Below are 23,465 nucleotides of genomic sequence, written 5' to 3' on the forward strand. Positions count from 1 at the left end.
CGTTGCTTGTCAGCCGTTGCTGGCAAGCATCGAAAGCTTGTTGCCCATCGACTCGCCGTTCTTGTCGAGTAGGCGGGTCGGGTAGTCACCGGTGAAATAGTGATCGGTGAATTGCGGCCGGGCCGGATTGCGATCCTCGCCGCCGACGGCGCGGTAAAGCCCGTTGATCGACAGGAAAGCCAGCGAATCCGCACCGATATATTTGGCCATGGCTTCGACATCGGCATACTGGTTTGCCAGCAGCTTTTCGGCATCGGGCGTGTCGATGCCGTAGAAATCCGGGAAGAAGATCATCGGGCTTGCGACGCGGACATGGACTTCGCGCGCGCCGGCTTCGCGGATCATCTGGACGATCTTGAGAGAGGTCGTGCCGCGCACGATGGAATCGTCCACCAGCACCACTCGCTTGCCTTCGATCATCGCCCGGTTGGCCGAATGCTTCAGCTTCACGCCGAAGGCGCGGATCTGCTGCGTCGGCTCGATGAAGGTACGGCCGACATAATGGTTGCGGATGATACCGTATTCGAAGGGAATGCCGCTCTGCTGGGCATAGCCGAGCGCTGCTGGCGTGCCGCCATCCGGCACCGGCACGATCACGTCGGCATCGACGGGCGATTCCTTGGCGAGGTTCATGCCCATGTTCTTGCGCGTCGTATAGACGTTGCGGCCGCCGACGACCGAATCCGGCCGGGCGAAATAGACATATTCGAACAGGCAGAGGCGCTCCGGCTGCGGCTTGCTGGGCTTGCGCGCATCGATGCTGATCGAGCCGTCGGGCTGGATTTCGCAGATGACGACTTCGCCGTTTTCCACGTCGCGGATGAACTTGGCGCCGATGATATCGAGCGCGCAGGTTTCCGAGCAGAAGATCGGCTTGCCGTCGAGTTCGCCCAGCACGAGCGGGCGGATGCCTGTGGGGTCACGGGCGGCAATCAGCTTCGTGCGCGTCATGGCGAGCATCGAATAGCCGCCTTCCATCTGGCGGATCGCATCGATGAAGCGGTCGGATGTGGACGCATGGCGCGAGCGGGCAATGAGGTGGAGGACGACTTCCGTGTCGGAGGTCGACTGACAGATGGCGCCGGTGGCGATGATCTGGCGGCGCAGCGTCAGGCCATTGGTGAAATTGCCGTTATGGGCAATGGCGATGCCGCCTTCTTCCAGTTCGGCAAAGAGCGGCTGCACGTTGCGCATGGCCACTTCGCCTGTCGTCGAGTAGCGCGTATGGCCGATCGACATGCTGCCCGGCAGGCGGGCGAGCGTCATAGGATTGGTATAGTGGTCGCCGACGAGGCCCATATGGCGCTCTTGATAAAAGCGCTTGCCGTCGAAGGAGACGATGCCGGCCGCTTCCTGTCCGCGATGCTGAAGCGCATGCAGGCCAAGCGCCGTGAGCGCTGCGGCATCGGGATGTCCCAAAATTCCGAATACCCCGCATTCTTCATGCAGCGTATCTCCGTCGAGCGGATCGTCGGTCGGGATGGCATGGGACTGGTTCATTTCTGCGGGCCTCTGCTCTCACAAGAATGGATCGGCATTTCCAGAAATAACGGAAGCCCGGCGGAGCTGGAATGCCCGACCGGACCCTCATTCACATTCCGCTCAAATGGCAATTGCCTTAAGGCGGGTCAAGCTCTTGAACACTGTGTCAATTCGCCGGCTGCTGTGCGCCGTCTGCAGGCGCATTCGGTGCGTCTTCCGCTGGAGCCTGGTCGCCCGTCGGCGGCGTGGTACCCTCAGTGCCCTGTGCCTGCGGCTGAAGCTTATCACGGATGCTCGCCGGTATCATCTGGGCAAATTGCTCCGGCAGAGCCGATTTCAGCTTCACGACCATCGAATCCAGGAAGGGTTTCGATTTGGCTTCGTTGACCCAGGCCGGGCGGTGATCGACATCGACCAGCCAGTTCCAGAAGGCGACGGCAACGACCAGGAGCAGCACGCCGCGGGCTGCCCCGAACAGGAAGCCGAGCGTGCGATCAAGCGCGCCGACGCGGCTGTCGATGATGAAATCGGCGATCTTCATCGTGATGAAGGAGATGACGATGAGCGCGATCAGGAAGACGACCGCTGCCGAACCGATGATCGCGATGCGGTCGTCATCGGTGTATTTCTTCGCATAGGGCAGCAGGTAGGGATAGAGGTAATAGGCCGCCGCCGCCGAACCGCCCCAACTCGCGATCGAGAGGATCTCGCGCGAAAAGCCGCGGACCATCGCCAGCACGGCGGAGAAGAGCACGACGCCGATGACAATACCGTCGAAAATCGTAATGGGCATGTAAATTCAACTCCAGGACTGCCGCTTGGCGGCCGTGTCGTGCCTTATCGTGTGCCTCCTATATCATCACCAATCTTGGCAATGAAAGGATCAAACCTCGTCTTCCACACGCAACGCCCCCTTCGACCCGGCGATGCGCGCGACCAGATCCGGCAGGCTTTCGACCTCGCTCCAGCGCCCGCCGGAACCCTTCGGCAATTCGGCGGAGGCGGATGGAAGCAATGCTGCGGAAAAACCCAGCTTCTCGGCTTCCTTGAGGCGCTGGGCGGTGTGCGCAACCGGCCGGATGGCGCCCGACAGGCTGACTTCGCCGAAATAGACGCAATCGGCAGGAAGGGCAATACCGGCAAGCGAGGAAACGAGCGCCGAAGCGACGGCCAGATCGGCCGCCGGTTCGGTGATGCGGTAACCGCCGGCAACGTTGAGGTAGACGTCGTGCTGGCCGAGCCGGACGCCGCAATGGGCTTCGAGCACGGCCAGGATCATCGATAGCCGGGCCGAATCCCAGCCGACCACGGCGCGCCGCGGCGTGCCAAGCGAGGTCGGCGCCACCAGCGCCTGCACCTCGACGAGCACCGGACGCGTGCCTTCCATGCCGGCAAAGACGGCAGCACCTGGCGATTTTTCGTTGCGCTCGCCGAGGAAGAGCTCCGACGGGTTGGCGACTTCGCGCAAGCCCTTGTCGGACATTTCGAAGACGCCGATCTCGTCGGTCGGGCCGAAGCGGTTCTTGACCGTGCGCAGGATGCGGTAGTGATGGCCGCGATCGCCTTCGAAATAGAGCACGGCATCGACCATGTGTTCGACGACGCGCGGGCCGGCGATCTGCCCGTCCTTGGTCACATGCCCGACGAGCACCATGGCGGCCCCCGTCTGCTTGGCGAAACGGATCATCGCCTGCACACCGGTGCGCACCTGCGTCACCGTTCCCGGCGCGGATTCGGCCAGTTCGCTCCAAAGCGTCTGGATCGAATCGATGATGACGAGGTCCGGCCGCTTGCCCTCGGCGAGGGTCGCCAGAATATCCTCGACATTGGTTTCGGCCGCCAGCATCACGTCGGTATCGGCCGCCGCGAGGCGTTGCGCCCGCAGCCGGACCTGCGCTACGGCTTCTTCGCCGGAGACGTAGATGATCTTGTGGCCGCGCCGTGCAAGGGCGGCGGCCGCCTGCATCAGCAGCGTCGATTTGCCGATGCCGGGATCGCCGCCGATCAGCACCGCCGAGCCGCGCACGAAGCCGCCGCCAAGCGCCCGGTCGAGCTCCGACATGGCGGTGTGGATGCGCGGCGCCTCCTCGATCTCGCCGGATAGCGCCGTCAGCGCCACCGGGCGGCCCTTTTTCGGCGTCTTGCCCGGACCGGAGCCGATCCCGCCCATCGGGTCCTCTTCGACGATGGTGTTCCACTCGCCGCAGTTTTCGCATTTGCCGGCCCAGCGGTTATGAACCGTGCCGCAATTCTGGCAGATGAATTGTGTCCTGGCCTTCGCCATCAATTACTCTTTCAGTCCGGGTTCCCGAGGCAAGCAGACGCGCCGCTTCATCGAATCATTGTCGTGCTTGAGATAATGGCTATCGCGACGGATCAAAACTAATGATTTCCCCATCAGCGCGCGCCGTGCCTATCCTTTGTTCTCTGCTTATCCGGAACGGTGGAAGATGTTCGATTATTCGCTCGCGCACTGGCTTGCATTTCTGTCGGCTGCGGTTTTGCTCAACCTCTCGCCCGGCCCCGACATCGCCTTCATCCTCGGTCACACGATGAGAGGCGGAAAACGTGCCGGTTTTTCTGCGTTGTTCGGCGTCTGGTCTGGCGCCTGCCTGCACGTGCTGATGGCGGCACTCGGTCTTTCCGCCGTGCTTGCCGCTTCCGCCGCCGCCTTCTCGACGGTCAAATGGATCGGCGCCGCCTATCTCGTCTGGCTGGGCATCCAGGCGTTGCGCGCCGGCGGCGGCAATGGACTGATAAAGGCTGCCGGTGAAGAAATGCCGAGCGCAAGGATCTACCGGCAGGGAATCCTGGTGTCGTTGCTCAATCCGAAGGTGGCGATCTTCTTCCTGGCCTTCCTGCCGCAATTCGTCGTCGAAGGGGCAGGACCGGCATGGGCCCAACTCCTGCTGCATGGCGGGCTTATCATTGTCGTCGCTGCCTTCATCGAGCCGCCGCTCGTCCTTCTCGGCGGGCGCCTTGCCGATGCGCTCAGGCATAATCAGAAAGTCGGGCTATGGCTCGATCGCAGCCTCGGCGCGCTTTTCGTAGCGCTCGGCGTCCGCCTTGCGCTCAGCAGCCGTTGACGGGCGAACTCTACTCCTCGGCGACATAGCGCCGCTCATGGCGGAGCCCCATGCTGGTCAGGATCTCGTATCCGATCGTGCCTGCTGCCCGCGCCACGTCGTCGACTGGCATATTCTTGCCGAACAGCTCGACATAATCCCCGGCGCGCACGGCATTGTCAGGCAGGTCGGTGATATCGAAGATCGTCAGGTCCATGGTGATCCGGCCGGCAACCGGCACCTTGTGTCCGGCGATAAAGCCTTGCCCGCCTTGCGGCACCGCTTGGCGCAGCGGCACGCCGCCGCTCGACTGGCTGCGCATATAGCCGTCGGCATAACCGGCCGAGGCGATCGCCAGCCGGCTTTTGCGGTTGAGCTGCAGCGCCCGCCCATAGCTGACGGTCTCGCCGGCCTCGACATTTCGCACCTGGATGATGCGCGCTTCCGCGGTTGCCACCGGCCGCATCGGGTTCGTCATGCCGCAGACCGCTTCGCCGCCATAGAGCGCAATGCCGGGGCGGGTCAGGTCGAAGTGATAATCCTCGCCGAGAAAGATGCCGGCCGAGGCCGCAAGACTTGAATCGATGCCTTCATAGGCGGCGCTAACCCTGTGGAATGATTCGAGCTGCCGCCGGTTCATCGCATGGCTGGGATCGTCGCCGCAGGCGAGATGGCTCATGACAAGCACCGGCGCGAAACTCGCCGGCCGCGAAACATCGTCGACGAGCGCGATCGCATCGTCGATATGTAGTCCGAGCCGATTGAAACCGGTATCGACATGCAGCGCGCAGGGGTAGTCGCCGTAATCGGCCAGCACCGCCATCCAGAAGGCGAGTTGCTCGTCGGAAGAAATCACCGGCACCAGATCATTGTCGAAGAAGCGTCGCTCGGTGCCCGGCCAGATGCCGGAGAGCACGAAGATGCGCGCCTCCGGCGCATAGAGGCGAAGGGTGACGCCCTCGTCGACGGTCGCGACGAAGAAGTCGCGGGCGCCTGCCATATAGAGCGCTTCGCCGGCATCCTCGATGCCCATGCCATAGGCATCCGCCTTGACGACGGCCGAGGCGCGCGCTGCACCGGAGCGGCGCGCCATATCGCGCCAGTTCTCCGTAAGCGCGGTCAAGTCGACGGTCAGCCGCAGGCCTGCGGAAGCGAAAAGATCGTCATCGTCGAAGGGAATGGGAAAATCTGTCATGAATCGCCGTGAAGAAATGAAAGGAAAATCACCTCACCCAGTCTAGTGAGCATTGTGGCCAAGGGAAAGCGCGGGCGGTCACATACCATCCTTTGCCGCCTGTACGATCACTTTTGTTCAAGACGCATGGCGGCTTCGGCGCTAATCTACCCGCATGCAGAACGTATCTCAGAAAGAGGCGGCGGAGGCTATGCCGCTCGCCAACGTGGAATCGGCCCGCTTTTGGCGGGACAGCCGCTTCCGTGACATGGAGTGTCTGAGCGCTACCTTTCTCACTCATGAATATGCGCCGCATGCGCACGATACATTCAGCATCGGCGCGATTGAAAGCGGCAGCCAGATCGCCACGCTGAGCGGCAGGCGGGAGGAAACCGGCCCGGGCGACCTTTATCTTATCGATCCGGGCGTCATTCATGACGGCGCTCCCGGCGGCGAGGGCTACCGCTACCGCATGATTTATCCGGACATGAAATTATTCATCGATATTCTGGAGGATGTGACGGGCAAGGCCTTTCACGCGACGCCGTCTTTTTCCGGCGGGCTTCCACGCGATCCGCAACTCGCCAATGCTTTTCACGCCGCCCACCGCACGCTCGAAAGGGGCGCAGGTGCATTGGAGTCCGATGAAAGCATGTTCTCGGTGCTGGCGGCGATCTTTGCGCGCCACGGCAGCACAATCGTCGTGCCTGTCGATACGCAGGAGCGAAGCGCCGTCGCCCGCGCGCGCGAATATCTCATCGAGAATTTCGACAGCGACGTCGGCCTTGAGGAACTGGCCGGGGTGGCGAGGTTGAGCCGCGCGCATCTCATCCGCGCCTTCCGCAAGGAATACCACATCACGCCACATGCCTTCCTGACGGACCGGCGCGTGCAGGTGGCCCGCAGGCTGCTGCGGCAGGGGCGCATGCCCGCCGATATCGCGCTCGAATGCGGTTTTGCCGATCAGGCGCATTTCTCCCGGCACTTCAAGGCGCGGACAGGCGTAACACCCGGTCAATTCCGTACTGGCTGATCACTTTCGTTCAATACGGCTGTGTCGGGCTGGGCTACTGCTCCGTGATCTCAATCAGGAGGTTGCCATGTTGCAGCAAAGCCGGCCATCCAGCGAATTTCTTACCGGCGAATTTCTTGCCGGAATGCGCGCCATCTTTCCGCTTGTCGTCGCCGTTGCTCCGATCGGTCTGGTTTTCGGCGCGATTTCGGCCACCAAGGGTCTTTCGGTGTTGGAAACGACGCTGATGAGTGCGCTGGTCTTCGCCGGCGGCTCGCAGTTCGTGGCAATGGATATATGGGCGCATCCGGCAAGCTGGGTCGGCGTCGGCTTCGCAACACTGCTGGTCAATATCCGCCATGTGCTGATGAGCGCGTCGCTCGGTATGAAGATGCAGTCCTTCTCCACCATCAAGCGCTATGCCGCCATGCTGTTTCTCGCTGACGAACTCTGGGCCATGGCGGAGTTCCGCGCCGGCAGCACACGGCTGACGCCCGTCTGGTATGCCGGCATCGTCGCGCCCTTCTATGTCGCCTGGGTCGGCTCTTCGCTCGCAGGCGCGTTGCTCGGCGTCTTTCTGGGCGATCCGGCGGTCATCGGTCTCGATTTCGCTTTTCCGGCCGTGTTTGTCGTGCTGGTCATGGGCTTCTGGAAGGGACCGGAAACGGGCGCAATTCTGGCCGCGAGCGGAATTGCAGCCGTCGCCGTCCATCATTTCGTGCCGGGCGTCTGGTATATCGCAGCCGGCGCTTTGGCCGGACTGGTGATGGCTTTCTGGAAGGGTGGGGTCCAGGAGCAGGCCGCATGACGCTTGATATCAATACCCTGCTTGCCATCCTCGCGATGGCATTCGCGACGATTTTCACGCGCATCAGCGGTCTCGTCCTCATCCGTCACGTGCAGCTGGACGAGCGCTGGAAAACGGCGATTGAGGCGATCCCGCCTGCGGTCCTGATGGCCGTGATCGCTCCGACCGCCTTTGCGACCGGCTGGGCGGAGACACTGGCATGTGCCGCAACGGCGCTGGCCGCCCGCCGCCTGCCGATGCTTGCCAGCGTCGTCGGCGGCGTTGTGACGGTGGCCTTGTTGCGGGCCACAGGTTTCTAGGGGAAATTGACCCGGAAAACCGCGTCAATGTTCCTCGTACTGTGTGAAGGAGGGATCGGCGAGATCGGCGAAGCGGGTGAATTCCGACTGGAAGGCGAGCTTCACCGTGCCTGTCGGCCCGTGGCGCTGCTTGGCGATGATGACGTCGGCCGTACCTTTTACCTTGTCGAACAGCGCTTCCCATTCCGGATATTTCGGATCGTGGATGTCGCGCGGCTCCGAATTTTTGACGTAGTATTCCTCGCGGAACACGAACAACACGACGTCGGCGTCCTGCTCGATCGAGCCGGATTCGCGAAGGTCGGAAAGCTGCGGGCGCTTGTCGTCGCGGCTTTCGACCTGACGCGAGAGCTGCGACAGCGCGATGATCGGAACGTTGAGCTCCTTGCCGAGCGCCTTCAGGCCGGTGGTGATCTGGGTGATTTCCTGGACGCGGTTGTCGCTGGATTTGCCCGAGCCGGTCATCAGCTGGATGTAGTCGACCACAAGCACGTCGAGGCCGCGCTGGCGCTTGAGGCGGCGGGCGCGCGCCGAAAGCTGGGCGATCGAAATACCGCCGGTCTGGTCGATATAGAGCGGCACTTTCTGCATCATCATCGAGCAGGCGACGAGCTTTTCAAAATCGGCATCGTTGATGTCGCCGCGGCGGATCTTCGAGGAGGAGACTTCCGTCTGCTCGGAGATGATACGGGTGGCGAGCTGTTCGGACGACATTTCGAGCGAATAGAAGCCGACGACGCCGCCGTTCTTCGCTTTCATGCTGCCGTCCGACTGGACTTCGCCTTCGTAGGCGGCGGCGATATTATAGGCGATATTGGTGGCAAGCGAGGTCTTGCCCATGCCGGGACGTCCGGCCAGCACGATCAAGTCCGAACGCTGCAGGCCACCCATCTTGGAATCCAGCGAATGGATGCCGGTGGAAATGCCGGAAAGCCCGCCATCGCGTTCCTTGGCGACGGCCGCCATGTCGATCGCCAGCGCAACGGCATCGTTGAAGGCCTGGAATCCGCCGTCGTAGCGGCCGTTTTCCGCCAGTTCGAAGAGGCGGCGTTCGGTATCTTCGATCTGCGACTGCGGCGGCATGTCGAGCGGCGCGTCATAGGCGATGTTGACGACGTCCTCGCCGATGGTGATCAGCGCCCGGCGCAGCGCCAGGTCGTAGATCGCCCGGCCGTAATCCTCGGCATTGATGACGGTGACGGCGTTGCTGACGAGGCTCGCCAGATATTGCGAAACCGTCATGTCGCCGACCTTCTCGTCGGCCTTCAGGAAGGTCTTGATCGTCACCGGATTGGCGATCTTGCCCATGCGGATGATATCGCCGGCAACCTCGAAGATCTTCCGATGCAGCGGTTCATAGAGATGGATAGGCTTCAGGAAGTCCGACACCCGGTAATAGGCGTCGTTGTTCATCAGGATCGCGCCCAGAAGCGCCTGCTCGGCTTCGATATTGTTGGGTGCTTCGCGATAATGCTGCTCCGACGGAGCAACGGCTGCAATCTTTCGAGCGGCGTCGTTCATCATCATCCGTTCTGTCTTTTTCCAGCTCCGGATTTGCAATTCCGGACGCGAAAATCAAGAGGCTGCGAAAGGAGCGGGAGCTCTCTTCGCCTAAATCCTGAACGCTGTGCACGTTGTTCGACTTCTCCACAGTCCTGGGCGACACAAAGGAGAAATACCGGCAGTGTCACCCGCACGACACGGTCTGGCGCCGACTCAGCGCATCCGTTTCGGAGAAGGGTATTTTAGCGTGGCGCGATAAGGCGCGCAGCAAAAACATCCAGGAAATCCCCTTAAAAAAGCGACCCCGATCGGCCGCGCCTGTCGAAGGGGTGGAAAACGGTCTGTCGAAGGTGTGTAAACGAAAAAGCCCGGCGCGATGGCCGGGCTTTCTCTCTCGTGGATCGCTCCGACGAAAATTATGCTTCGTCTTCGTCGACGCCGTCGGCTTCCGGATCGAAGAAGTCTTCCGGACGCAGCGCGTCTTCGTCGACGCCGTAGATCGCGTCGACCGAGGTGAGTTCTTCACCCTTGGCCTGGCGCTCTGCCTCTTCGGCAGAACGGGCAACGTTCAGCTCGACGTGGATTTCGACTTCGGCGTGCAGTTGCAGCTCGACCTTGTGCAGGCCGATCGACTTGATCGGCGTGTTGAGGTGGACCTGGTTGCGGCCGATGTTGAAGCCTTCGGCGGCGAGGATCTCGACGACGTCACGGGCGGCGACCGAACCGTAGAGCTGGCCGGTTTCGCCGGCGGAACGCACGACGATGAAGGACTTGCCGTCGAGAACGTCGGCGACCTTCTGGGCTTCCGACTTGCGCTCGAGGTTGCGGGCTTCGAGCGTCGCACGCTCGGCTTCGAAGCGGGTCTTGTTGGCGGCGTTGGCGCGCAGCGCCTTGCCGAGCGGCAGCAGGTAGTTACGGGCAAAGCCGTCGCGAACCTTGACGGTTTCGCCCATCTGGCCGAGCTTGGAGATGCGTTCGAGAAGAATGACTTCCATTTTCTTTTTCCTTTCTTGTGTCTCAGATTTTCGTATCGGGTTGTTTGGGGGCATCAGCATCTTTCGTCGGGGTCAGCGCGATCGCCTTGCGCGTATCGCTGAGACCAAGGACGAGGATGAGGAGAGCTGGCAGCAGCATGAGCATCGAAGCCAGGTAGCTAAGGATGAGGGCCGGCATGCGCCAGTCCTTGCCGCGCGTGCGGAAATGCAGCGAGGCGAAACCGGAGAGCATGAAACCGGCGCCGAAGGTGCCGATCACGGTCGCGCCGACCAGCGCCGGAACGCCGCCGAAGAAGCAGGCGGCAAGCCCGGCCAGGAAGATGAAGATCGAGTTGCGGTTCATGCGCAGAGACGAGGGAATGTCCTCGCGCGGGCGAAGGCCGCGGCCGGAGGCTGAGACGATGCGCACCGCAAAATAATAGGCAGCAAACAGCATGGAGACCCACATGCCGCCCTGCAAAGCCGGCAGCATCAGCAGGATCAGCGATTTGGTCTGCGCGGTCGCCGCCGGATCGGGCATGAATTCCGGCTGCTGCTGTTTGAGCGAGGTGATCAGCAGGTCGACGATCGGATCGGTGATCTCAGGCCCGTAGCCGATGATCACGCCGATGACGATGACGGCGAGCGTCACCAGGCCGCAGAGATGCAGCAGGATATCGGAGAGCGGATACCAGGCAAGCAGGTGGTCGGGGCCACCGAGTTCGGAGGCGGGACGCGCGAGATTGGCGAGATGGCTCAGCCAGCCGGCCGGCAGAAGCGTCACCAGCGTCATGATCAGCGCGAAGGAAGGCGAGATCAAGATCGCGCCGAGTGCGGCAGCGGTGGTGACGGCCGAGATCGCCGCGGCATTGCCCCATCCGAGCCCGACGATCAGGATCGGCAGCGCTGAAGCCGTGTAGAGAAGCGCGCTGAAAAACGACGGCTGCATGCTCGCGCCCAGCACCAGCAGGGCGGCGGTCAATCCGGCGAGTGCGCCGATCAGCAGCGTTCTAATGTTTAGTCGTTTCAAGGTCGCTGTCCTGCTTCATCAAGCAGTTAGAGAATGTTGCTGAATCGAATTCAGAAACGTCTCAACATGGGTTTTAAGAGTTCCGATCCGCGCCCATCGCGAAAGGGAGAAGGGAAGGCACGAATGCCTTCCCTCAATGGTATTGGTGTCGGCCGATCAGGCGACGACGTAGGGCAGCAGGCCGAGGAAACGGGCGCGCTTGATCGCCTGGGCGAGTTCGCGCTGCTTCTTCTGGGAAACCGCCGTGATGCGGGACGGAACGATCTTGCCGCGCTCGGAAATGTAGCGCTGCAGCAGACGTACGTCCTTGTAGTCGATCCGCGGCGCGTTGGCGCCGGAGAACGGGCAGGTCTTGCGGCGGCGATGGAACGGGCGGCGGACCGGAGCGGAGGAAGTTTCAGACATATCTCGGATCTCCCTTATACACGGTCTTCGCGCGGACGGCGCGGACGGTCGTCACGGTCGCCGAAGCCACCTTCACGCGGCGGACGCGGGCCACGGTCGCGATCACCGAAGCCGCCTTCACGCGGGCCACGGCCGCCTTCACGCGGACGGTCGTCACGGTCGCGCTTCTGCATCATGGCAGACGGACCTTCTTCATGCTTCTCGACGGCGATCGTCATGTAGCGAAGAACGTCTTCGCTGATGCGCATCTGACGTTCCATTTCCTGGACGGCAGCAGCCGGTGCATCGATGTCCATCAGGGCGTAGTGCGCCTTGCGGTTCTTCTTGATGCGATAGGTGAGGGACTTGAGGCCCCAGTTCTCGATACGCCCGACCTTACCGCCGTTAGCTTCGATCACACCCTTGTACTGTTCTACGAGGGCATCGACCTGCTGAGCGGAAATATCCTGCCGGGCAAGGAATACATGTTCATAAAGAGCCATGACAGCTTTGCCTTTCTTGCGTTTGGTTCAACCCGATATTCGGCGGCTAAGCCTCAACGACTGCTCCTGATTGGGTAAACCCAGGCAAGAAAGCGTTTCCGAGACGGTCGAGAGCGGAGACACGGGAGGCTGGAACGCTTCCGTTCCGAACGATTTCCAAAAGGAAACCGGCCCTCCGTTCAGCCACCAGCCAGAAGACCGGGTTAACGAACAGGGCGGCTTATACGGATTTTTTGGGCAAAGGCAAGTGCAATCGGACCCGACGCAAACCGATGGTCGGCGTCGGGGGGCGTTACGGCAAGATGATCAAAGCGTCAGCGGATACTGGCGGTGCACCTTGGCGATCTCCGCCAGGACTTCGTGAGAGAGCGTCAGTTCGGCCGCGCCGATATCGACTTTCAGCTGCTCCATCGAGGTAGCGCCGATGATGACCGAGGCCATGAACGGCCTTGATCGGCAGAAGGCGAGCGCCATGGCCGCCGGGTCGAGGCCGAAGGTTGCGGCGATCTGCAGGTAGGCTTTGGTCGCCGGTTCCTGCAACGGCTGCAGGCGACCGCCGATATCGGGGTTGATCGAACCGCGCGAACCCTTTGGCCTGCCGCCATCTACATATTTGCCGGACAGGATGCCGCCGGCAAGCGGCGAATAGGCGAGCAGCCCGACATCCTCGTGATGCGAGAGTTCGGCGAGGTCGAGATCGAAATGACGGTAGAGCAGGTTATATTCGTTCTGGACGCTGGCAACGCGCGGCAAGCTCTTCTGTTCGGAAAGCGTCAGATATTTCTGTATGCCCCAGGTGGTTTCGTTGGAAAGGCCGATCGCGCGGATCTTGCCTTCCTGCACCAGCGCGCCGAGCGTTTCCAGGATGTCGAGCATGTTGGCGACGGCCTTGTCGCGATCCTGGTTGAAGGGATTGTAGCTCCAGTTCTGGCGGAAATGGAAATGGCCGCGGTTCGGCCAGTGGACCTGGTAGAGATCGACGTAATCGGTCTTCAGCCGCGCCAGGCTGGCCTCGAGCGCCAGTCGGATATTCTTTGCATCGGCGCCTTGGCCGCCGCGAATATAGTCGCGGCCGCGGCCTGCAACCTTGGTGGCGAGCACGATATCCCCGCGCTTGCCGGTCTTTTCGAACCAGCTGCCGATATAGTCTTCGGTCCAGCCCTGCGTTTCGGCCGAAACCGGCGTGGTCGGATAAAGCTCGGCCGTGTCGAAGAAATTGACGCCTTTTTCGACGGCGTAGTCCATCTGCGCATGCGCGTCGGCTTCGCTGTTCTGCGAACCCCAGGTCATCGTGCCAAGGCAGATCTCTGAAACGGAAATCTCGGTGCGGCCTAGTGAATTGTACTTCATGGAAAAACCTTGGAAGAGAGGTGAAAGCCTTGGGAGGGTCCGCGCAAATCTAGGCTGGATTTGGCGGAGCGCAAGAGCAAAAACCGGGCTTTTGCGCGCGTGCGAAAGGCTTTGCGCAGAAGGGGCCGCCACTTGACTCTGCCGGAAAGAATGTCAATTGGAGGCAAAACAGCCTCAAGGGGCGCAATCAGGGACATGAAAATGACCATCGCTTTCACTTTTCCCGGCCAGGGCAGTCAGGCCGTCGGCATGGGCAAGGATCTCGCCGAGAATTTTGCCGAAGCCCGCGCCGTCTTCGACGAGGTCGACGAGGCACTCGGTGAAAAGCTTTCGGACGTCATGTTCAATGGTCCCGAGGATACGTTGACCTTGACGGCGAACGCCCAGCCGGCGCTGATGGCCGTCTCGATCGCCGTCGTCCGCGTTCTTGAAGCCAAGGGGCTGGAGCTGAAGTCCAAGGTCGCCTATGTCGCCGGCCACTCGCTCGGCGAATATTCGGCACTTTGCGCCGCCGGCACCTTCTCGCTCGCCGATACTGCGCGGCTTTTGCGCATCCGCGGCAATGCCATGCAGGCGGCCGTCCCCGTCGGCGTCGGCGCCATGGCCGCGATCATCGGCCTCGAACACGCCGACGTCGTTGCCGTCTGCGAGGCAGCGGCTGCCGTCGGCGCCTGTCAGATCGCCAACGACAATGGCGGCGGCCAGATCGTCATCTCTGGTGAGAAGGCCGCCGTCGAAAAGGCCGCCGGCCTTGCGACCGACAAGGGCGCCAAGCGTGCCATCCTGCTGCCGGTCTCCGCTCCCTTCCATTCAACGCTGATGGCGCCGGCCGCCGACGCCATGCGCGAAGCACTGGCAACGGTTTCGAAATCCGATCCGGTCGTGCCCCTCATTGCCAATGTGCGTGCCGCCCCCGTGACCGGCGCCGACGAGATCGCCGGCCTCCTGGTCGAGCAGGTCACCGGCCAGGTCCGCTGGCGCGAGACGGTGGAATGGTTCGCCGGAAATGGCGTCACGACGCTTTATGAACTCGGTTCCGGCAAGGTGCTGACCGGCCTTGCCCGTCGCATCGACAAGACGATCAACGGCATCTCCGTCAACGGTCCGGCGGATATCGACGCGGCCGTCGCCGCCCTCATGGCCTGATTGGTATCTCCAGATATAAGGAACGTTTCCATGTTCGATCTTTCCGGCCGCAAGGCTCTCGTCACCGGCGCATCGGGCGGTATCGGCGAGGAAATCGCTCGCCTTCTTCATAAGCAGGGCGCTATCGTCGGCCTCCACGGCACCCGCGTCGAGAAGCTGGAAGCGCTGGCCGCCGAACTCGGCGAGCGCGTCAAGATCTTCCCGGCCAACCTCTCCGACCGCGATGAGGTCAAGGCGCTCGGCCAGAAGGCCGAGGCCGACCTCGAAGGCGTCGACATTCTCGTCAACAATGCCGGCATCACCCGCGACGGCTTGTTCGTGCGCATGAGCGACGAGGACTGGGACAGCGTGCTCGAAGTCAACCTGACGTCGACCTTCCGCCTGACGCGCGAATTGACGCATCCGATGATGCGTCGCCGCTATGGCCGCATCATCAACATCACATCGGTCGTCGGCGTCACCGGCAATCCGGGCCAGGCCAATTACTGCGCCTCCAAGGCTGGCATGATCGGCTTCACCAAGTCGCTGGCGCAGGAAATTGCCACCCGCAACGTGACGGTCAACTGCGTGGCGCCCGGTTTTATCGAGAGCGCCATGACCGGCAAGCTGAACGACAAGCAGAAGGAAGCGATCATGGGAGCGATCCCGATGAAACGCATGGGTACGGGCGGCGAGGTCGCTTCGGCTGTCGCTTATCTTGCCTCCTCCGAGGCTGCTTACATGACGGGCCAGACGCTGCACGTAAACGGCGGCATGGCGATGATCTGAAACGACAAACTGTTGGCATGGGTATAATTCCGCCAATAGCATGTTGAGCAATCACGAACCGTTGATTTTCTGGCTTTGCGGCAGACATAAAGCATGTTAAGCGGGCCATGACTGTGAACAGTCGTCCCGAGAAAGCAGACGGACCGGCGGGCTTTTTGCAAGCCTGGGACATCTCTGAAGCCGGGTAAACGAGTTTGCCGAGGATGTCTGAAAACATCGCAGGCTGAAACAGGGTAAGGGTGCCGCAACGGCATTCCGATCAGGACATAAGGTCGAGGAAACCGACATGAGCGATATCGCAGAACGCGTAAAGAAAATTGTTATTGATCATCTTGGCGTCGATGCCGACAAGGTCGTCGAGAGCGCCAGCTTTATCGACGATCTGGGCGCTGACTCGCTCGACACGGTCGAACTTGTCATGGCTTTCGAAGAAGAATTCGGCGTTGAAATTCCTGACGACGCTGCCGACTCGATCCTGACGGTCGGCGATGCCGTGAAGTTTATTGAGAAGGCCCAGGCCTGATCCTGTGCATTTGAGAAAGGGCGGGCCTGGAGTCCGCCCTTTTCTTTTCGGCATATTTCTCCATAGAACATAAGAGACGGGGGGAAGCACGCGATGAGACGTGTCGTCATCACCGGTACCGGCATGGTATCACCCTTGGGATGCGGAACAGAGGTGACGTGGTCCCGGCTGCTTGCCGGCCAGAACGGCGCCCGCCTCGTCACCGAATTCGAAGTCGACGACCTTCCCGCCAAGATCGCCTGCCGTATCCCTGTCGGTGACGGCACCGACGGCACATTCAATGTCGATCAGTGGATGGAGCCGAAAGAACAGCGCAAGGTCGATCCCTTCATCATCTTCGGCATGGCCGCCGCCGACATGGCGCTTGCCGATGCCGGCTGGCACCCCGAGACCGATGAGGACCAGATCGCCACCGGCGTGCTGATCGGCTCCGGCATCGGCGGCATCGAAGGCATCGTCGAGGCGGGTTACACCCTGCGCGACAAGGGCCCGCGCCGCATTTCTCCCTTCTTCATTCCCGGCCGCCTGATCAACCTCGTCTCCGGCCAGGTCTCGATCCGCCACAAGCTGCGCGGCCCCAATCATTCGGTCGTCACCGCCTGCTCGACGGGCGCGCATGCGATCGGCGATGCCGCTCGGCTGATCGCGCTGGGTGACGCCGACGTCATGGTCGCCGGCGGCACGGAATCCCCGGTCAGCCGCATTTCGCTTGCCGGCTTCGCCGCCTGCAAGGCGCTGTCGACCCAGCACAATGACGACCCGCAAAAGGCTTCGCGCCCCTACGACCGCGACCGCGACGGCTTCGTCATGGGCGAGGGCGCCGGCATCGTCGTGCTCGAGGAACTGGAACACGCCAAGGCGCGCGGCGCCAGGATCTACGCCGAAGTCGTCGGCTACGGCCTGTCGGGCGATGCCTATCACATCACCGCGCCGTCCGAGGACGGCGAGGGCGCCGGCCGTTGCATGGCGATGGCGCTGAAGAGGGCCGGGCTGACGCCGGCCGATATCGATTACATCAACGCCCACGGTACTTCCACCATGGCCGATACGATCGAACTCGGCGCCGTCGAACGGCTGGTCGGCAATGCGGCGTCGAAGATCTCGATGTCCTCGACCAAGTCGGCGACAGGGCACCTTCTCGGTGCTGCCGGCGCCATCGAGGCGATCTTCACCACGCTCGCCATCCGCGACAATATCGCGCCGCCGACGCTCAATCTCGACAATCCCGAACGTGAGACGGCGATCGATCTTGTGCCGCACAAGGCGCGCGAGCGAGAAATCAATGTGGCGCTGTCCAATTCGTTCGGATTCGGCGGCACGAACGCGTCGCTCGTGCTGCGCCGCTACGCACAATAAGGGCCTCTACGCGGCGTAACGGGTGTCCCTTGCGCCGCAGGGCGGCCGTTCCCTACGTTGCGTAGCGGGACGTGCGGGAGCATAACGACCGGCAGCGGCGCCGTTGAACGGCGGCAGAACCTGCTTTTGCCGCATTGCTTCGCGAAATAGCGAAGTGAGGGTCAAGTTTTAGAGGATTGCCGGTGAGCGATACGACGAACCAGAGCAACGATACCCCGCAGGGCGAGAACGACCGGCAGGCACAGAAGGGACCGATCATCCCGAAGTCGCCGAGCGAAGCCCTGCGTCCGGAGCGCGTTCCGGAGCCGCCGAAGCGGTCCAAGAAAGCCCGCGGACAGGTGGTTCTTTTCCTGAACTTCATCATGACCATGGCGGTTCTGGTCTGCGTCGTCGCCGTCATCGGCTTCTACTATGCCACATCGACCTATCGAAACCCCGGTCCGCTGCAGACCAACACCAATTTCATCGTCCGCAACGGCGCTGGTCTGGCCGAAATCGCCTCGAACCTCGAGCGCAATGCGATCATCAGCGATGCCCGCATCTTCCGCTATCTCACGGCAACGCATCTTTCTGCCGGTGAGAGCCTGAAAGCGGGTGAATACGAGATCAAGGCGAGGGCTTCCATGAGCGATATCATGGAGCTTCTGAAATCGGGCAAGTCCATTCTCTATTCCGTTTCCTTCCCGGAGGGCCTGACGGTCCGCCAGATGTTTGACCGCATGCTGCAGGATACTGTGCTGGAAGGCGACTTGCCGGCCGCCCTGCCGACCGAGGGCAGCCTGCGTCCGGATACCTACAAATTCTCGCGCGGCACCAAACGCTCGGAAATCATCGACCAGATGGCGGCTGCGCAGCAGAAGCTCGTCGATCAGATCTGGGACAAGCGCGACTCCTCGCTGCCGCTGCGATCCAAGGAGGAGTTCGTGACGCTCGCCTCGATCGTCGAAAAGGAAACCGGCGTTCCCGACGAGCGTGCCCATGTCGCCTCCGTTTTCCTGAACCGGCTCGGCAAGGGCATGCGCCTGCAATCCGATCCGACGATCATCTACGGTCTCTTCGGCGGCGAGGGTAAACCGGCCGACCGGCCGATCTACCAGTCGGACCTGAAGCGGGACACGCCATACAATACCTATGTCATCAAGGGGCTGCCGCCGACGCCGATCGCCAATCCCGGCAAGGATGCGCTCGAAGCCGTCGCCAATCCCTGGAAGACGCAGGATCTCTATTTCGTTGCCGACGGCACCGGCGGCCATGTCTTTGCGGCCACGCTCGAGGAGCACAACGCCAACGTCAAGCGCTGGCGCAAGCTCGAAGCCGACAAGGGTTCGGATCCGAACATCGCAGTCGACGGCCAGCCGGAAGAGCAGCCGGCGGATAGTGGCGCGACCGTCGTGCCGCCGAAGAAAAAGAAGATCAACTGATACCTTCGGGAGGTTCGCATGGCTTTGCAGTCCATGACCGGTTTTGCGCGGCGCGAGGGAACGAGCGGCCGCTGGCGCTGGGCATGGGAACTGCGCTCGGTCAACGGCAAGGGCCTTGATCTGCGCCTGCGCCTGCCGCCCGGCCTCGAACGCATGGAGGCGGAGGTCCGCCGCCTCGCCGGCGAAAGCTTCAGCCGCGGCAACCTGCAGGCATCCCTATCCGTCACCGCCGACGAGAACCGCTTCGAGGCGGTGCTGAACAGGGAGGCGCTCGCCGCCGTGCTGGCCATGCGCGAGCAATTGGACGGGGTGATCGATCCGTCGCCGCTGAAGCTCGATACGCTGCTCCTGGTGCGCGGCATCGTGGAATTCCGCGAAGGCGAGGATGGCGAGGAGGCGCTTGCCGCCCGTGACGCCGATATCGCTGCCGGTCTGTTGGCCGCGCTTGCCGATCTGAGGGCGATGCGCGAACAGGAAGGGGCGGCGCTGACCCGCATTCTTCTCGACCATGTCGCGACGATCGATGGCCTGGCACGGACGATCGAGGCCGATCCGTCGCGCTCGCCGCAGGAGATCGCTGCGCGGCTTGCCGGGCAGGTCGCCTTGCTGATGGACGGCATGGCCGCGCTCGACCGCGACAGGCTGCATGCCGAAGCCGCGCTGCTGGCGACCAAGGCCGATCTGCGCGAGGAAATCGATCGTCTGAAGGCCCATATCGCCGCCGCGCGCGATCTTCTGGTGAAAGGTGGCCCTGCAGGGCGCCGGTTGGACTTCCTTGCACAGGAATTTAACCGCGAATCGAATACCATCTGCTCGAAGTCGAATGCCTCGGCGGTCACCGCTGCCGGCATCGAGCTGAAAGTCGTGATCGACCAGTTCCGCGAGCAGGTCCAGAATTTGGAGTAAGACATGAAACCGGCGAAAACTTCGCCCGTGCAGATCGCCCGCCGCGGTCTGATGCTTGTCATTTCGTCGCCGTCGGGCGCCGGCAAGTCCACCATCGCGCGCACGCTGCTGGGGATCGACAAGAATATCGGCCTTTCCGTCAGCGTTACCACGCGCCCGCGCCGCCCGAGCGAGGTTGAGGGCGTGCATTACCACTTCAAGAGCGTGCGTGAGTTCGAGCGGCTGCGTGACAGCGATGCGCTGCTCGAATGGGCCGAGGTGCACGGCAATTTCTATGGCACGCCGCGCGAGCCGGTGGAGCAGGCCATGGCCGAAGGCCGCGACATGCTCTTCGATATCGACTGGCAGGGCGCCCAGCAATTGCAGGAGAAAATGTCGGCCGACGTCGTCTCGATCTTTGTGCTGCCGCCGACCATGACCGAACTGCAGTCGCGGCTGCATCGCCGCGCCGAGGATTCCGAAGAGGTCATCCAGACGCGCCTCGCCAACAGCCGCGCCGAGATCGCCCACTGGCGCGAATATGACTATGTCATCGTAAACGACGACCTCGACACCGCCTTCGACGCCGTTCAGTCGATCGTCAAGGCCGAACGCCTGCGCCGCGACCGCCGCCATGGCATGTTCGACTTCGTCCGCGGACTGCTGGAAGAAACGCCGTCGCTTTAGAGCAATTCCAGCAAAAGTGCACAGCGGTTTTGCGTCCGGAATTGCGTGAAAACAAAGAGATAGAGCATTTTCGTGATTCGAAGAAAAACGGAAATGCTCTAGAACGGCTGGCTTTTCGCCGAGCTTTGAAGGCTGTTCGCCAACAGGCAGAACTCTTCGACGGAAAGGGTCTCGGCTCGCCGCGCCGGATCGATCCCGGCCTTGATGAGCAGGCGCTCACCGCCGAGCGGTTTCAGGCTTTGGCGCAGCATCTTGCGGCGCTGCCCGAAGGCGGCCTGCGTCACCTTTTCCAGATCGGCGACAGCGCAGGGGATGGGATTTTCGCGGGGTGTGAGATGCACGACCGTCGACGTCACCTTCGGCGGCGGTGTGAAGGCTTGCGGCGGCACGTCGAAAGCCATGCGGGCCTCTGTCCGCCAGCCGCAGAGCACGCCGAGACGGCCGTAGTGATCATCGTCTTCGCCAGCGACGATACGCTCGCCGACTTCCTTCTGAAACATCAGCGTCAGCGACTGCCAGAACGGCGGCCAGGCTTTCGGCAGCAGCCAATTGACCAAAAGCTGCGTGCCGACGTTGTAGGGCAGGTTGGCGATGATCTTGATCGGGCCTTCCGGCGCCAATGTCTCGAAATCCGTCTTCAGCGCGTCGCCTTCGATCACCTCGAGCCGGCCGGGATAATGATCGGCGATCTCGGCGAGCGCCGGCAGGCAGCGTGTATCCCGCTCGATGGCGATAACCTTCCTGGCGCCGAGCGCCAGGATCGCGCGGGTCAACCCGCCGGGGCCGGGGCCGACCTCGATGACGGTTGCCTCGTCGAGCGTCCCCGCCGTGCGGGCGATCTTCTGGGTGAGGTTGAGATCGAGCAGGAAGTTCTGCCCGAGCGCCTTGCGCGCATCGAGGCCGTGGCGTTGGATGACGTCACGAAGCGGTGGCAGACCGTCGAGTGCAGCCATCAGCGGCGGCTTTCGGCGCTGCGGCCAAGCTGGGCGGCGAGCTTCAGCGCGGCAATGAGGCTCTGCTCGCGCGCCAGTCCCTTGCCGGCGATGCCGAAAGCGGTGCCGTGATCCGGCGAGGTGCGCACGAAGGGAAGCCCGAGCGTCACGTTGACGCTGTCGTCGAAAGCGAGTGCCTTGGCCGGGATCAGCGCCTGATCGTGATACATGCAGACGGCGACGTCGTAACGCGCCCGCGCCTCGTCATGGAACATCGTATCGGCGGGCAGGGGGCCGATCGCATCGATGCCCTCGTCGCGCAGGCGCTCGATCGCCGGACGGATAATGTCCTCGTCCTCCCGGCCCATCGTCCCGCCTTCGCCCGCATGCGGGTTGAGGCCGGCAACGGCGAGCCGCGGCGCCTCGATGCCGAAGCGGTGCCTGAGGTCTTCATGGGCGACCCGGCAGGTTTCCACAATCAGTTCGCCGGTCAGCGCCTGCGGCACGTCCCGGACTGGAATGTGGATAGTGACGGGAATGGCCCGCAGTTTCGGACCGGACAGCATCATGACAGGCGTCACCGGCCGGCCCGTCGCCCTGGCGGCGAGATCGGCGAGAAATTCGGTATGGCCGGGAAACCGGAAACCCGCCTCGTAGAGCACGGCCTTGGCGATCGGGTTGGTCACGACCGCGAGCGCCTCGCCGCTGATGACGAGCGACACGGCTTTCTCGATCGATGCGATCGTGCCCTTCGCCGTAGCCGCATGCGGCTCGCCGGCCACCACTTCGATGCCGGCCGGTACGGTCATGACCGGCAGCGCGTCGGCAAATAGGCCGGCAGCCTCGCTGGCCGTGTCCGTCTCGCGGATCGAAACCGCCAGATTGAGCTGGCGGGCTCTCAGCGCCAGAACATCAGGATCGCCGATCAGGAAGAAAGGCGGCAGCCCGAGTTCGCGCCGCCGCAGCCACGCCATCAGCGTAATATCCGGCCCGATGCCGGCGGGGTCGCCCTGGCTCAGCGCAAGCGGTCGCGAAAACGGTGTCGCCATCGTCGGTCAGCGGTAGGCGATCTGCGCCTTTTTGCGCAGTTCATCCAGGTATTTCTTGCTGTTTTCATTTTCCGGGCCGGCATCTTTTTTACCGGCCTTGGACTTGTCGAGATCCTCCTGGCGGAAGACCATTTCGGCGGCCTGGTCGTCGGAGACCTGGCGCTGGCTGCAGATCGCCAGATATTCGACGCCCTTGTCGGTGACGCGGGTGCCCGTCGTATTGCCCTTGGCCTGCTCGACCAGCGGTTTCCAATCCGGCGGGATCTCGGGGGCGAGCATGCGGCCGAGATCGCGCACAGACACGTCGCGCATCGTCGCGGCAAAGACCTTTGCCTGATCACAGCCCGGAAATTTCGAGCGCGACGCCTCGGCCTCGCCCTTACGCTTGCCGGTGATGGCGCCGCGCTTGGCTTGCGGAATGACGAAGATGATCTGCTGCAGCATATATTCCGTCGTCACCGGCTTCTGTTTGTTGTTCTGCATCATGCGCGAGACGAGATCATAGTTCGACAGCCGCGAGGTCGAGCCGTAGCGCGCGTTGACGACGCGCGGCCAGCTCATCTGTACGGCGATGAAAGCCTTGAAATGATCGACGCCGACGCCGGCGCGATCGAGGATCTGCGACATTTGCTCGACGGAAAGCTTGTTGCCGCTCGAAAAGCGCGCGAAAGACGCATCGACGTCCTGCTGCGAAACCGACATATGGACGCGGGAGACCTCCTGCCGCTTGAGCGTTTCGTCGACCAATTGCTCCTGCGCAGTCTTCGCATCGGCCTTCGTGTGCTGCAGGCGCAGGAAGGCCTGGCGCTTGGCGACATCGCCGCTGGTGATGGCGGTGCCGTTGACCACGGCCTTGACTTCGCTTGCCGCAAGCGCGGGACCGGCGAGGCTTGTCAGCAATGCAAGCGCCGCCCCGGCGAGGAACGTGGTTATGGCTTTTTTCGCGTCAATCATCTGTTGACCTCCCAATAGCGCCGCGAGACGTGTTCGCGGCGTCCTTACCACAGTGCGAGACATGCAGAAATCGCTCCCGTCACGGCGCGAAACCCCTATGCCTCAGATATCGACTGGCGGCAATGTCCTGCACAGGCTTACGGCGAAAGAATGGCTTCAG

Annotated in this window: 24 protein-coding genes; 11 read left to right on the forward strand and 13 right to left on the reverse strand. The window is 62.4% G+C overall.

Features of this window, described 5'->3' with window-relative positions:
* Positions 1-9 precede the first annotated feature (9 nt).
* The 3 genes from purF to radA all read right to left on the reverse strand — a co-directional run bounded on the left by purF (position 10) and on the right by radA (position 3,766).
* Positions 10-1,500, reverse strand: coding sequence for an amidophosphoribosyltransferase (gene purF / locus NE851_RS17480; protein ID WP_028756959.1), 1,491 nt, complete (start codon positions 1,498-1,500; stop codon positions 10-12).
* Between the two features lie 148 nt (positions 1,501-1,648).
* Positions 1,649-2,275 carry a CvpA family protein gene (locus tag NE851_RS17485; protein ID WP_028756958.1) on the reverse strand — a complete coding sequence of 209 codons (627 nt, stop codon included), beginning with the start codon at positions 2,273-2,275 and terminating at the stop codon, positions 1,649-1,651.
* A gap of 90 nt (positions 2,276-2,365) precedes the next feature.
* Entirely contained in the window at positions 2,366-3,766 is a 1,401-nt protein-coding gene (radA, locus tag NE851_RS17490) for a DNA repair protein RadA (RefSeq protein WP_028756957.1), read from the reverse strand.
* A 166-nt stretch (positions 3,767-3,932) separates the two neighbouring features.
* Here radA and NE851_RS17495 point away from each other — a divergent pair, with 166 nt between their 5' ends.
* Positions 3,933-4,568 (forward strand): LysE family translocator, encoded by a 636-nt coding sequence (locus NE851_RS17495; RefSeq protein ID WP_028756956.1) that lies wholly within the window; start codon positions 3,933-3,935, stop codon positions 4,566-4,568.
* 10 nt (positions 4,569-4,578) lie between these two features.
* On the opposite strand, the gene alr is transcribed toward NE851_RS17495, so the two are convergent.
* The gene (gene alr, locus NE851_RS17500; RefSeq protein WP_018241436.1) at positions 4,579-5,742 is read right to left on the reverse strand and encodes an alanine racemase; all 1,164 of its coding nucleotides are present in this window, start codon (positions 5,740-5,742) and stop codon (positions 4,579-4,581) included.
* A gap of 190 nt (positions 5,743-5,932) precedes the next feature.
* Between alr and NE851_RS17505 the strand changes: the two genes are divergently transcribed.
* The 3 genes from NE851_RS17505 (at position 5,933) to NE851_RS17515 (ending at position 7,840) form a co-directional block, all read left to right on the forward strand.
* Positions 5,933-6,754: an AraC family transcriptional regulator gene (locus NE851_RS17505; RefSeq protein ID WP_028756955.1), complete on the forward strand. Its 822-nt coding sequence runs from the start codon at positions 5,933-5,935 to the stop codon at positions 6,752-6,754.
* Positions 6,755-6,821: 67 nt separating this feature from the next.
* Positions 6,822-7,541 carry an AzlC family ABC transporter permease gene (locus NE851_RS17510; protein ID WP_028756954.1) on the forward strand — a complete coding sequence of 240 codons (720 nt, stop codon included), beginning with the start codon at positions 6,822-6,824 and terminating at the stop codon, positions 7,539-7,541.
* Complete coding sequence (locus NE851_RS17515; protein ID WP_028756953.1) at positions 7,538-7,840, forward strand: AzlD family protein; 303 nt, start codon at positions 7,538-7,540, stop codon at positions 7,838-7,840. The genes NE851_RS17510 and NE851_RS17515 overlap by 4 nt, the downstream gene beginning before the upstream one ends.
* A gap of 24 nt (positions 7,841-7,864) precedes the next feature.
* On the opposite strand, the gene NE851_RS17520 is transcribed toward NE851_RS17515, so the two are convergent.
* The 6 genes from NE851_RS17520 to NE851_RS17545 form a co-directional block, all read right to left on the reverse strand.
* Complete coding sequence (locus NE851_RS17520; RefSeq protein WP_025393962.1) at positions 7,865-9,361, reverse strand: replicative DNA helicase; 1,497 nt, start codon at positions 9,359-9,361, stop codon at positions 7,865-7,867.
* A 398-nt stretch (positions 9,362-9,759) separates the two neighbouring features.
* Positions 9,760-10,338 (reverse strand): 50S ribosomal protein L9, encoded by a 579-nt coding sequence (gene rplI / locus NE851_RS17525; RefSeq protein WP_028756952.1) that lies wholly within the window; start codon positions 10,336-10,338, stop codon positions 9,760-9,762.
* Positions 10,339-10,360: 22 nt separating this feature from the next.
* Positions 10,361-11,347 (reverse strand): DUF2232 domain-containing protein, encoded by a 987-nt coding sequence (locus NE851_RS17530; RefSeq protein WP_047616315.1) that lies wholly within the window; start codon positions 11,345-11,347, stop codon positions 10,361-10,363.
* 156 nt (positions 11,348-11,503) lie between these two features.
* Positions 11,504-11,752, reverse strand: coding sequence for a 30S ribosomal protein S18 (gene rpsR, locus NE851_RS17535; protein WP_003547038.1), 249 nt, complete (start codon positions 11,750-11,752; stop codon positions 11,504-11,506).
* Positions 11,753-11,766: 14 nt separating this feature from the next.
* Positions 11,767-12,234, reverse strand: coding sequence for a 30S ribosomal protein S6 (gene rpsF / locus NE851_RS17540; RefSeq protein WP_003547040.1), 468 nt, complete (start codon positions 12,232-12,234; stop codon positions 11,767-11,769).
* Between the two features lie 306 nt (positions 12,235-12,540).
* Positions 12,541-13,584, reverse strand: coding sequence for an aldo/keto reductase (locus NE851_RS17545; RefSeq protein ID WP_028756969.1), 1,044 nt, complete (start codon positions 13,582-13,584; stop codon positions 12,541-12,543).
* A gap of 201 nt (positions 13,585-13,785) precedes the next feature.
* Between NE851_RS17545 and fabD the strand changes: the two genes are divergently transcribed.
* The 7 genes from fabD (at position 13,786) to gmk (ending at position 20,370) form a co-directional block, all read left to right on the forward strand.
* Positions 13,786-14,730, forward strand: a complete 945-nt coding sequence (gene fabD, locus NE851_RS17550; protein WP_028756971.1) for an ACP S-malonyltransferase — start codon at positions 13,786-13,788, stop codon at positions 14,728-14,730.
* Positions 14,731-14,760: 30 nt separating this feature from the next.
* Positions 14,761-15,498 (forward strand): 3-oxoacyl-[acyl-carrier-protein] reductase, encoded by a 738-nt coding sequence (fabG, locus tag NE851_RS17555; RefSeq protein WP_028756972.1) that lies wholly within the window; start codon positions 14,761-14,763, stop codon positions 15,496-15,498.
* A gap of 286 nt (positions 15,499-15,784) precedes the next feature.
* The gene (locus NE851_RS17560; RefSeq protein ID WP_003547058.1) at positions 15,785-16,021 is read left to right on the forward strand and encodes an acyl carrier protein; all 237 of its coding nucleotides are present in this window, start codon (positions 15,785-15,787) and stop codon (positions 16,019-16,021) included.
* Positions 16,022-16,114: 93 nt separating this feature from the next.
* Positions 16,115-17,377, forward strand: coding sequence for a beta-ketoacyl-ACP synthase II (fabF, locus tag NE851_RS17565; RefSeq protein WP_028756973.1), 1,263 nt, complete (start codon positions 16,115-16,117; stop codon positions 17,375-17,377).
* 182 nt (positions 17,378-17,559) lie between these two features.
* Positions 17,560-18,798, forward strand: coding sequence for an endolytic transglycosylase MltG (mltG, locus tag NE851_RS17570; RefSeq protein ID WP_028756974.1), 1,239 nt, complete (start codon positions 17,560-17,562; stop codon positions 18,796-18,798).
* 18 nt (positions 18,799-18,816) lie between these two features.
* Positions 18,817-19,704 carry a YicC/YloC family endoribonuclease gene (locus NE851_RS17575; RefSeq protein WP_028756975.1) on the forward strand — a complete coding sequence of 296 codons (888 nt, stop codon included), beginning with the start codon at positions 18,817-18,819 and terminating at the stop codon, positions 19,702-19,704.
* 3 nt (positions 19,705-19,707) lie between these two features.
* The gene (gene gmk, locus NE851_RS17580) at positions 19,708-20,370 is read left to right on the forward strand and encodes a guanylate kinase (protein ID WP_028756976.1); all 663 of its coding nucleotides are present in this window, start codon (positions 19,708-19,710) and stop codon (positions 20,368-20,370) included.
* A gap of 98 nt (positions 20,371-20,468) precedes the next feature.
* Here the strand turns inward: gmk and rsmA are convergent, their stop codons facing one another.
* The 3 genes from rsmA to NE851_RS17595 are packed head-to-tail and all read right to left on the reverse strand — an operon-like array spanning position 20,469 to position 23,305.
* The gene (rsmA, locus tag NE851_RS17585; RefSeq protein WP_028756977.1) at positions 20,469-21,323 is read right to left on the reverse strand and encodes a 16S rRNA (adenine(1518)-N(6)/adenine(1519)-N(6))-dimethyltransferase RsmA; all 855 of its coding nucleotides are present in this window, start codon (positions 21,321-21,323) and stop codon (positions 20,469-20,471) included.
* Positions 21,323-22,351 (reverse strand): 4-hydroxythreonine-4-phosphate dehydrogenase PdxA, encoded by a 1,029-nt coding sequence (gene pdxA / locus NE851_RS17590; protein ID WP_028756978.1) that lies wholly within the window; start codon positions 22,349-22,351, stop codon positions 21,323-21,325. The genes rsmA and pdxA overlap by 1 nt, the downstream gene beginning before the upstream one ends.
* 6 nt (positions 22,352-22,357) lie before the next feature.
* Positions 22,358-23,305 carry a SurA N-terminal domain-containing protein gene (locus tag NE851_RS17595; RefSeq protein ID WP_028756979.1) on the reverse strand — a complete coding sequence of 316 codons (948 nt, stop codon included), beginning with the start codon at positions 23,303-23,305 and terminating at the stop codon, positions 22,358-22,360.
* Between the last annotated feature and the right edge of the window lie 160 nt (positions 23,306-23,465).

This window comes from Rhizobium anhuiense bv. trifolii (genome assembly GCF_024346605.1).
In the GTDB taxonomy this organism is placed as follows: Bacteria; Pseudomonadota; Alphaproteobacteria; order Rhizobiales; family Rhizobiaceae; genus Rhizobium; species Rhizobium anhuiense.

Bases quoted from the DNA above. Each gene is read 5' to 3' on its own strand.
- purF (WP_028756959.1), bottom strand. From the start codon at position 1,500: ATGAACCAGTCCCATGCCATCCCGACCGACGATCCGCTCGACGGAGAT.
- NE851_RS17485 (WP_028756958.1), bottom strand. From the start codon at position 2,275: ATGCCCATTACGATTTTCGACGGTATTGTCATCGGCGTCGTGCTCTTC.
- radA (WP_028756957.1), bottom strand. From the start codon at position 3,766: ATGGCGAAGGCCAGGACACAATTCATCTGCCAGAATTGCGGCACGGTT.
- NE851_RS17495 (WP_028756956.1), top strand. From the start codon at position 3,933: ATGTTCGATTATTCGCTCGCGCACTGGCTTGCATTTCTGTCGGCTGCG.
- alr (WP_018241436.1), bottom strand. From the start codon at position 5,742: ATGACAGATTTTCCCATTCCCTTCGACGATGACGATCTTTTCGCTTCC.
- NE851_RS17505 (WP_028756955.1), top strand. From the start codon at position 5,933: ATGCCGCTCGCCAACGTGGAATCGGCCCGCTTTTGGCGGGACAGCCGC.
- NE851_RS17510 (WP_028756954.1), top strand. From the start codon at position 6,822: ATGTTGCAGCAAAGCCGGCCATCCAGCGAATTTCTTACCGGCGAATTT.
- NE851_RS17515 (WP_028756953.1), top strand. From the start codon at position 7,538: ATGACGCTTGATATCAATACCCTGCTTGCCATCCTCGCGATGGCATTC.
- NE851_RS17520 (WP_025393962.1), bottom strand. From the start codon at position 9,361: ATGAACGACGCCGCTCGAAAGATTGCAGCCGTTGCTCCGTCGGAGCAG.
- rplI (WP_028756952.1), bottom strand. From the start codon at position 10,338: ATGGAAGTCATTCTTCTCGAACGCATCTCCAAGCTCGGCCAGATGGGC.
- rpsR (WP_003547038.1), bottom strand. From the start codon at position 11,752: ATGTCTGAAACTTCCTCCGCTCCGGTCCGCCGCCCGTTCCATCGCCGC.
- rpsF (WP_003547040.1), bottom strand. From the start codon at position 12,234: ATGGCTCTTTATGAACATGTATTCCTTGCCCGGCAGGATATTTCCGCT.
- NE851_RS17545 (WP_028756969.1), bottom strand. From the start codon at position 13,584: ATGAAGTACAATTCACTAGGCCGCACCGAGATTTCCGTTTCAGAGATC.
- fabD (WP_028756971.1), top strand. From the start codon at position 13,786: ATGACCATCGCTTTCACTTTTCCCGGCCAGGGCAGTCAGGCCGTCGGC.
- fabG (WP_028756972.1), top strand. From the start codon at position 14,761: ATGTTCGATCTTTCCGGCCGCAAGGCTCTCGTCACCGGCGCATCGGGC.
- NE851_RS17560 (WP_003547058.1), top strand. From the start codon at position 15,785: ATGAGCGATATCGCAGAACGCGTAAAGAAAATTGTTATTGATCATCTT.
- fabF (WP_028756973.1), top strand. From the start codon at position 16,115: ATGAGACGTGTCGTCATCACCGGTACCGGCATGGTATCACCCTTGGGA.
- NE851_RS17575 (WP_028756975.1), top strand. From the start codon at position 18,817: ATGGCTTTGCAGTCCATGACCGGTTTTGCGCGGCGCGAGGGAACGAGC.
- gmk (WP_028756976.1), top strand. From the start codon at position 19,708: ATGAAACCGGCGAAAACTTCGCCCGTGCAGATCGCCCGCCGCGGTCTG.
- rsmA (WP_028756977.1), bottom strand. From the start codon at position 21,323: ATGGCTGCACTCGACGGTCTGCCACCGCTTCGTGACGTCATCCAACGC.
- pdxA (WP_028756978.1), bottom strand. From the start codon at position 22,351: ATGGCGACACCGTTTTCGCGACCGCTTGCGCTGAGCCAGGGCGACCCC.
- NE851_RS17595 (WP_028756979.1), bottom strand. From the start codon at position 23,305: ATGATTGACGCGAAAAAAGCCATAACCACGTTCCTCGCCGGGGCGGCG.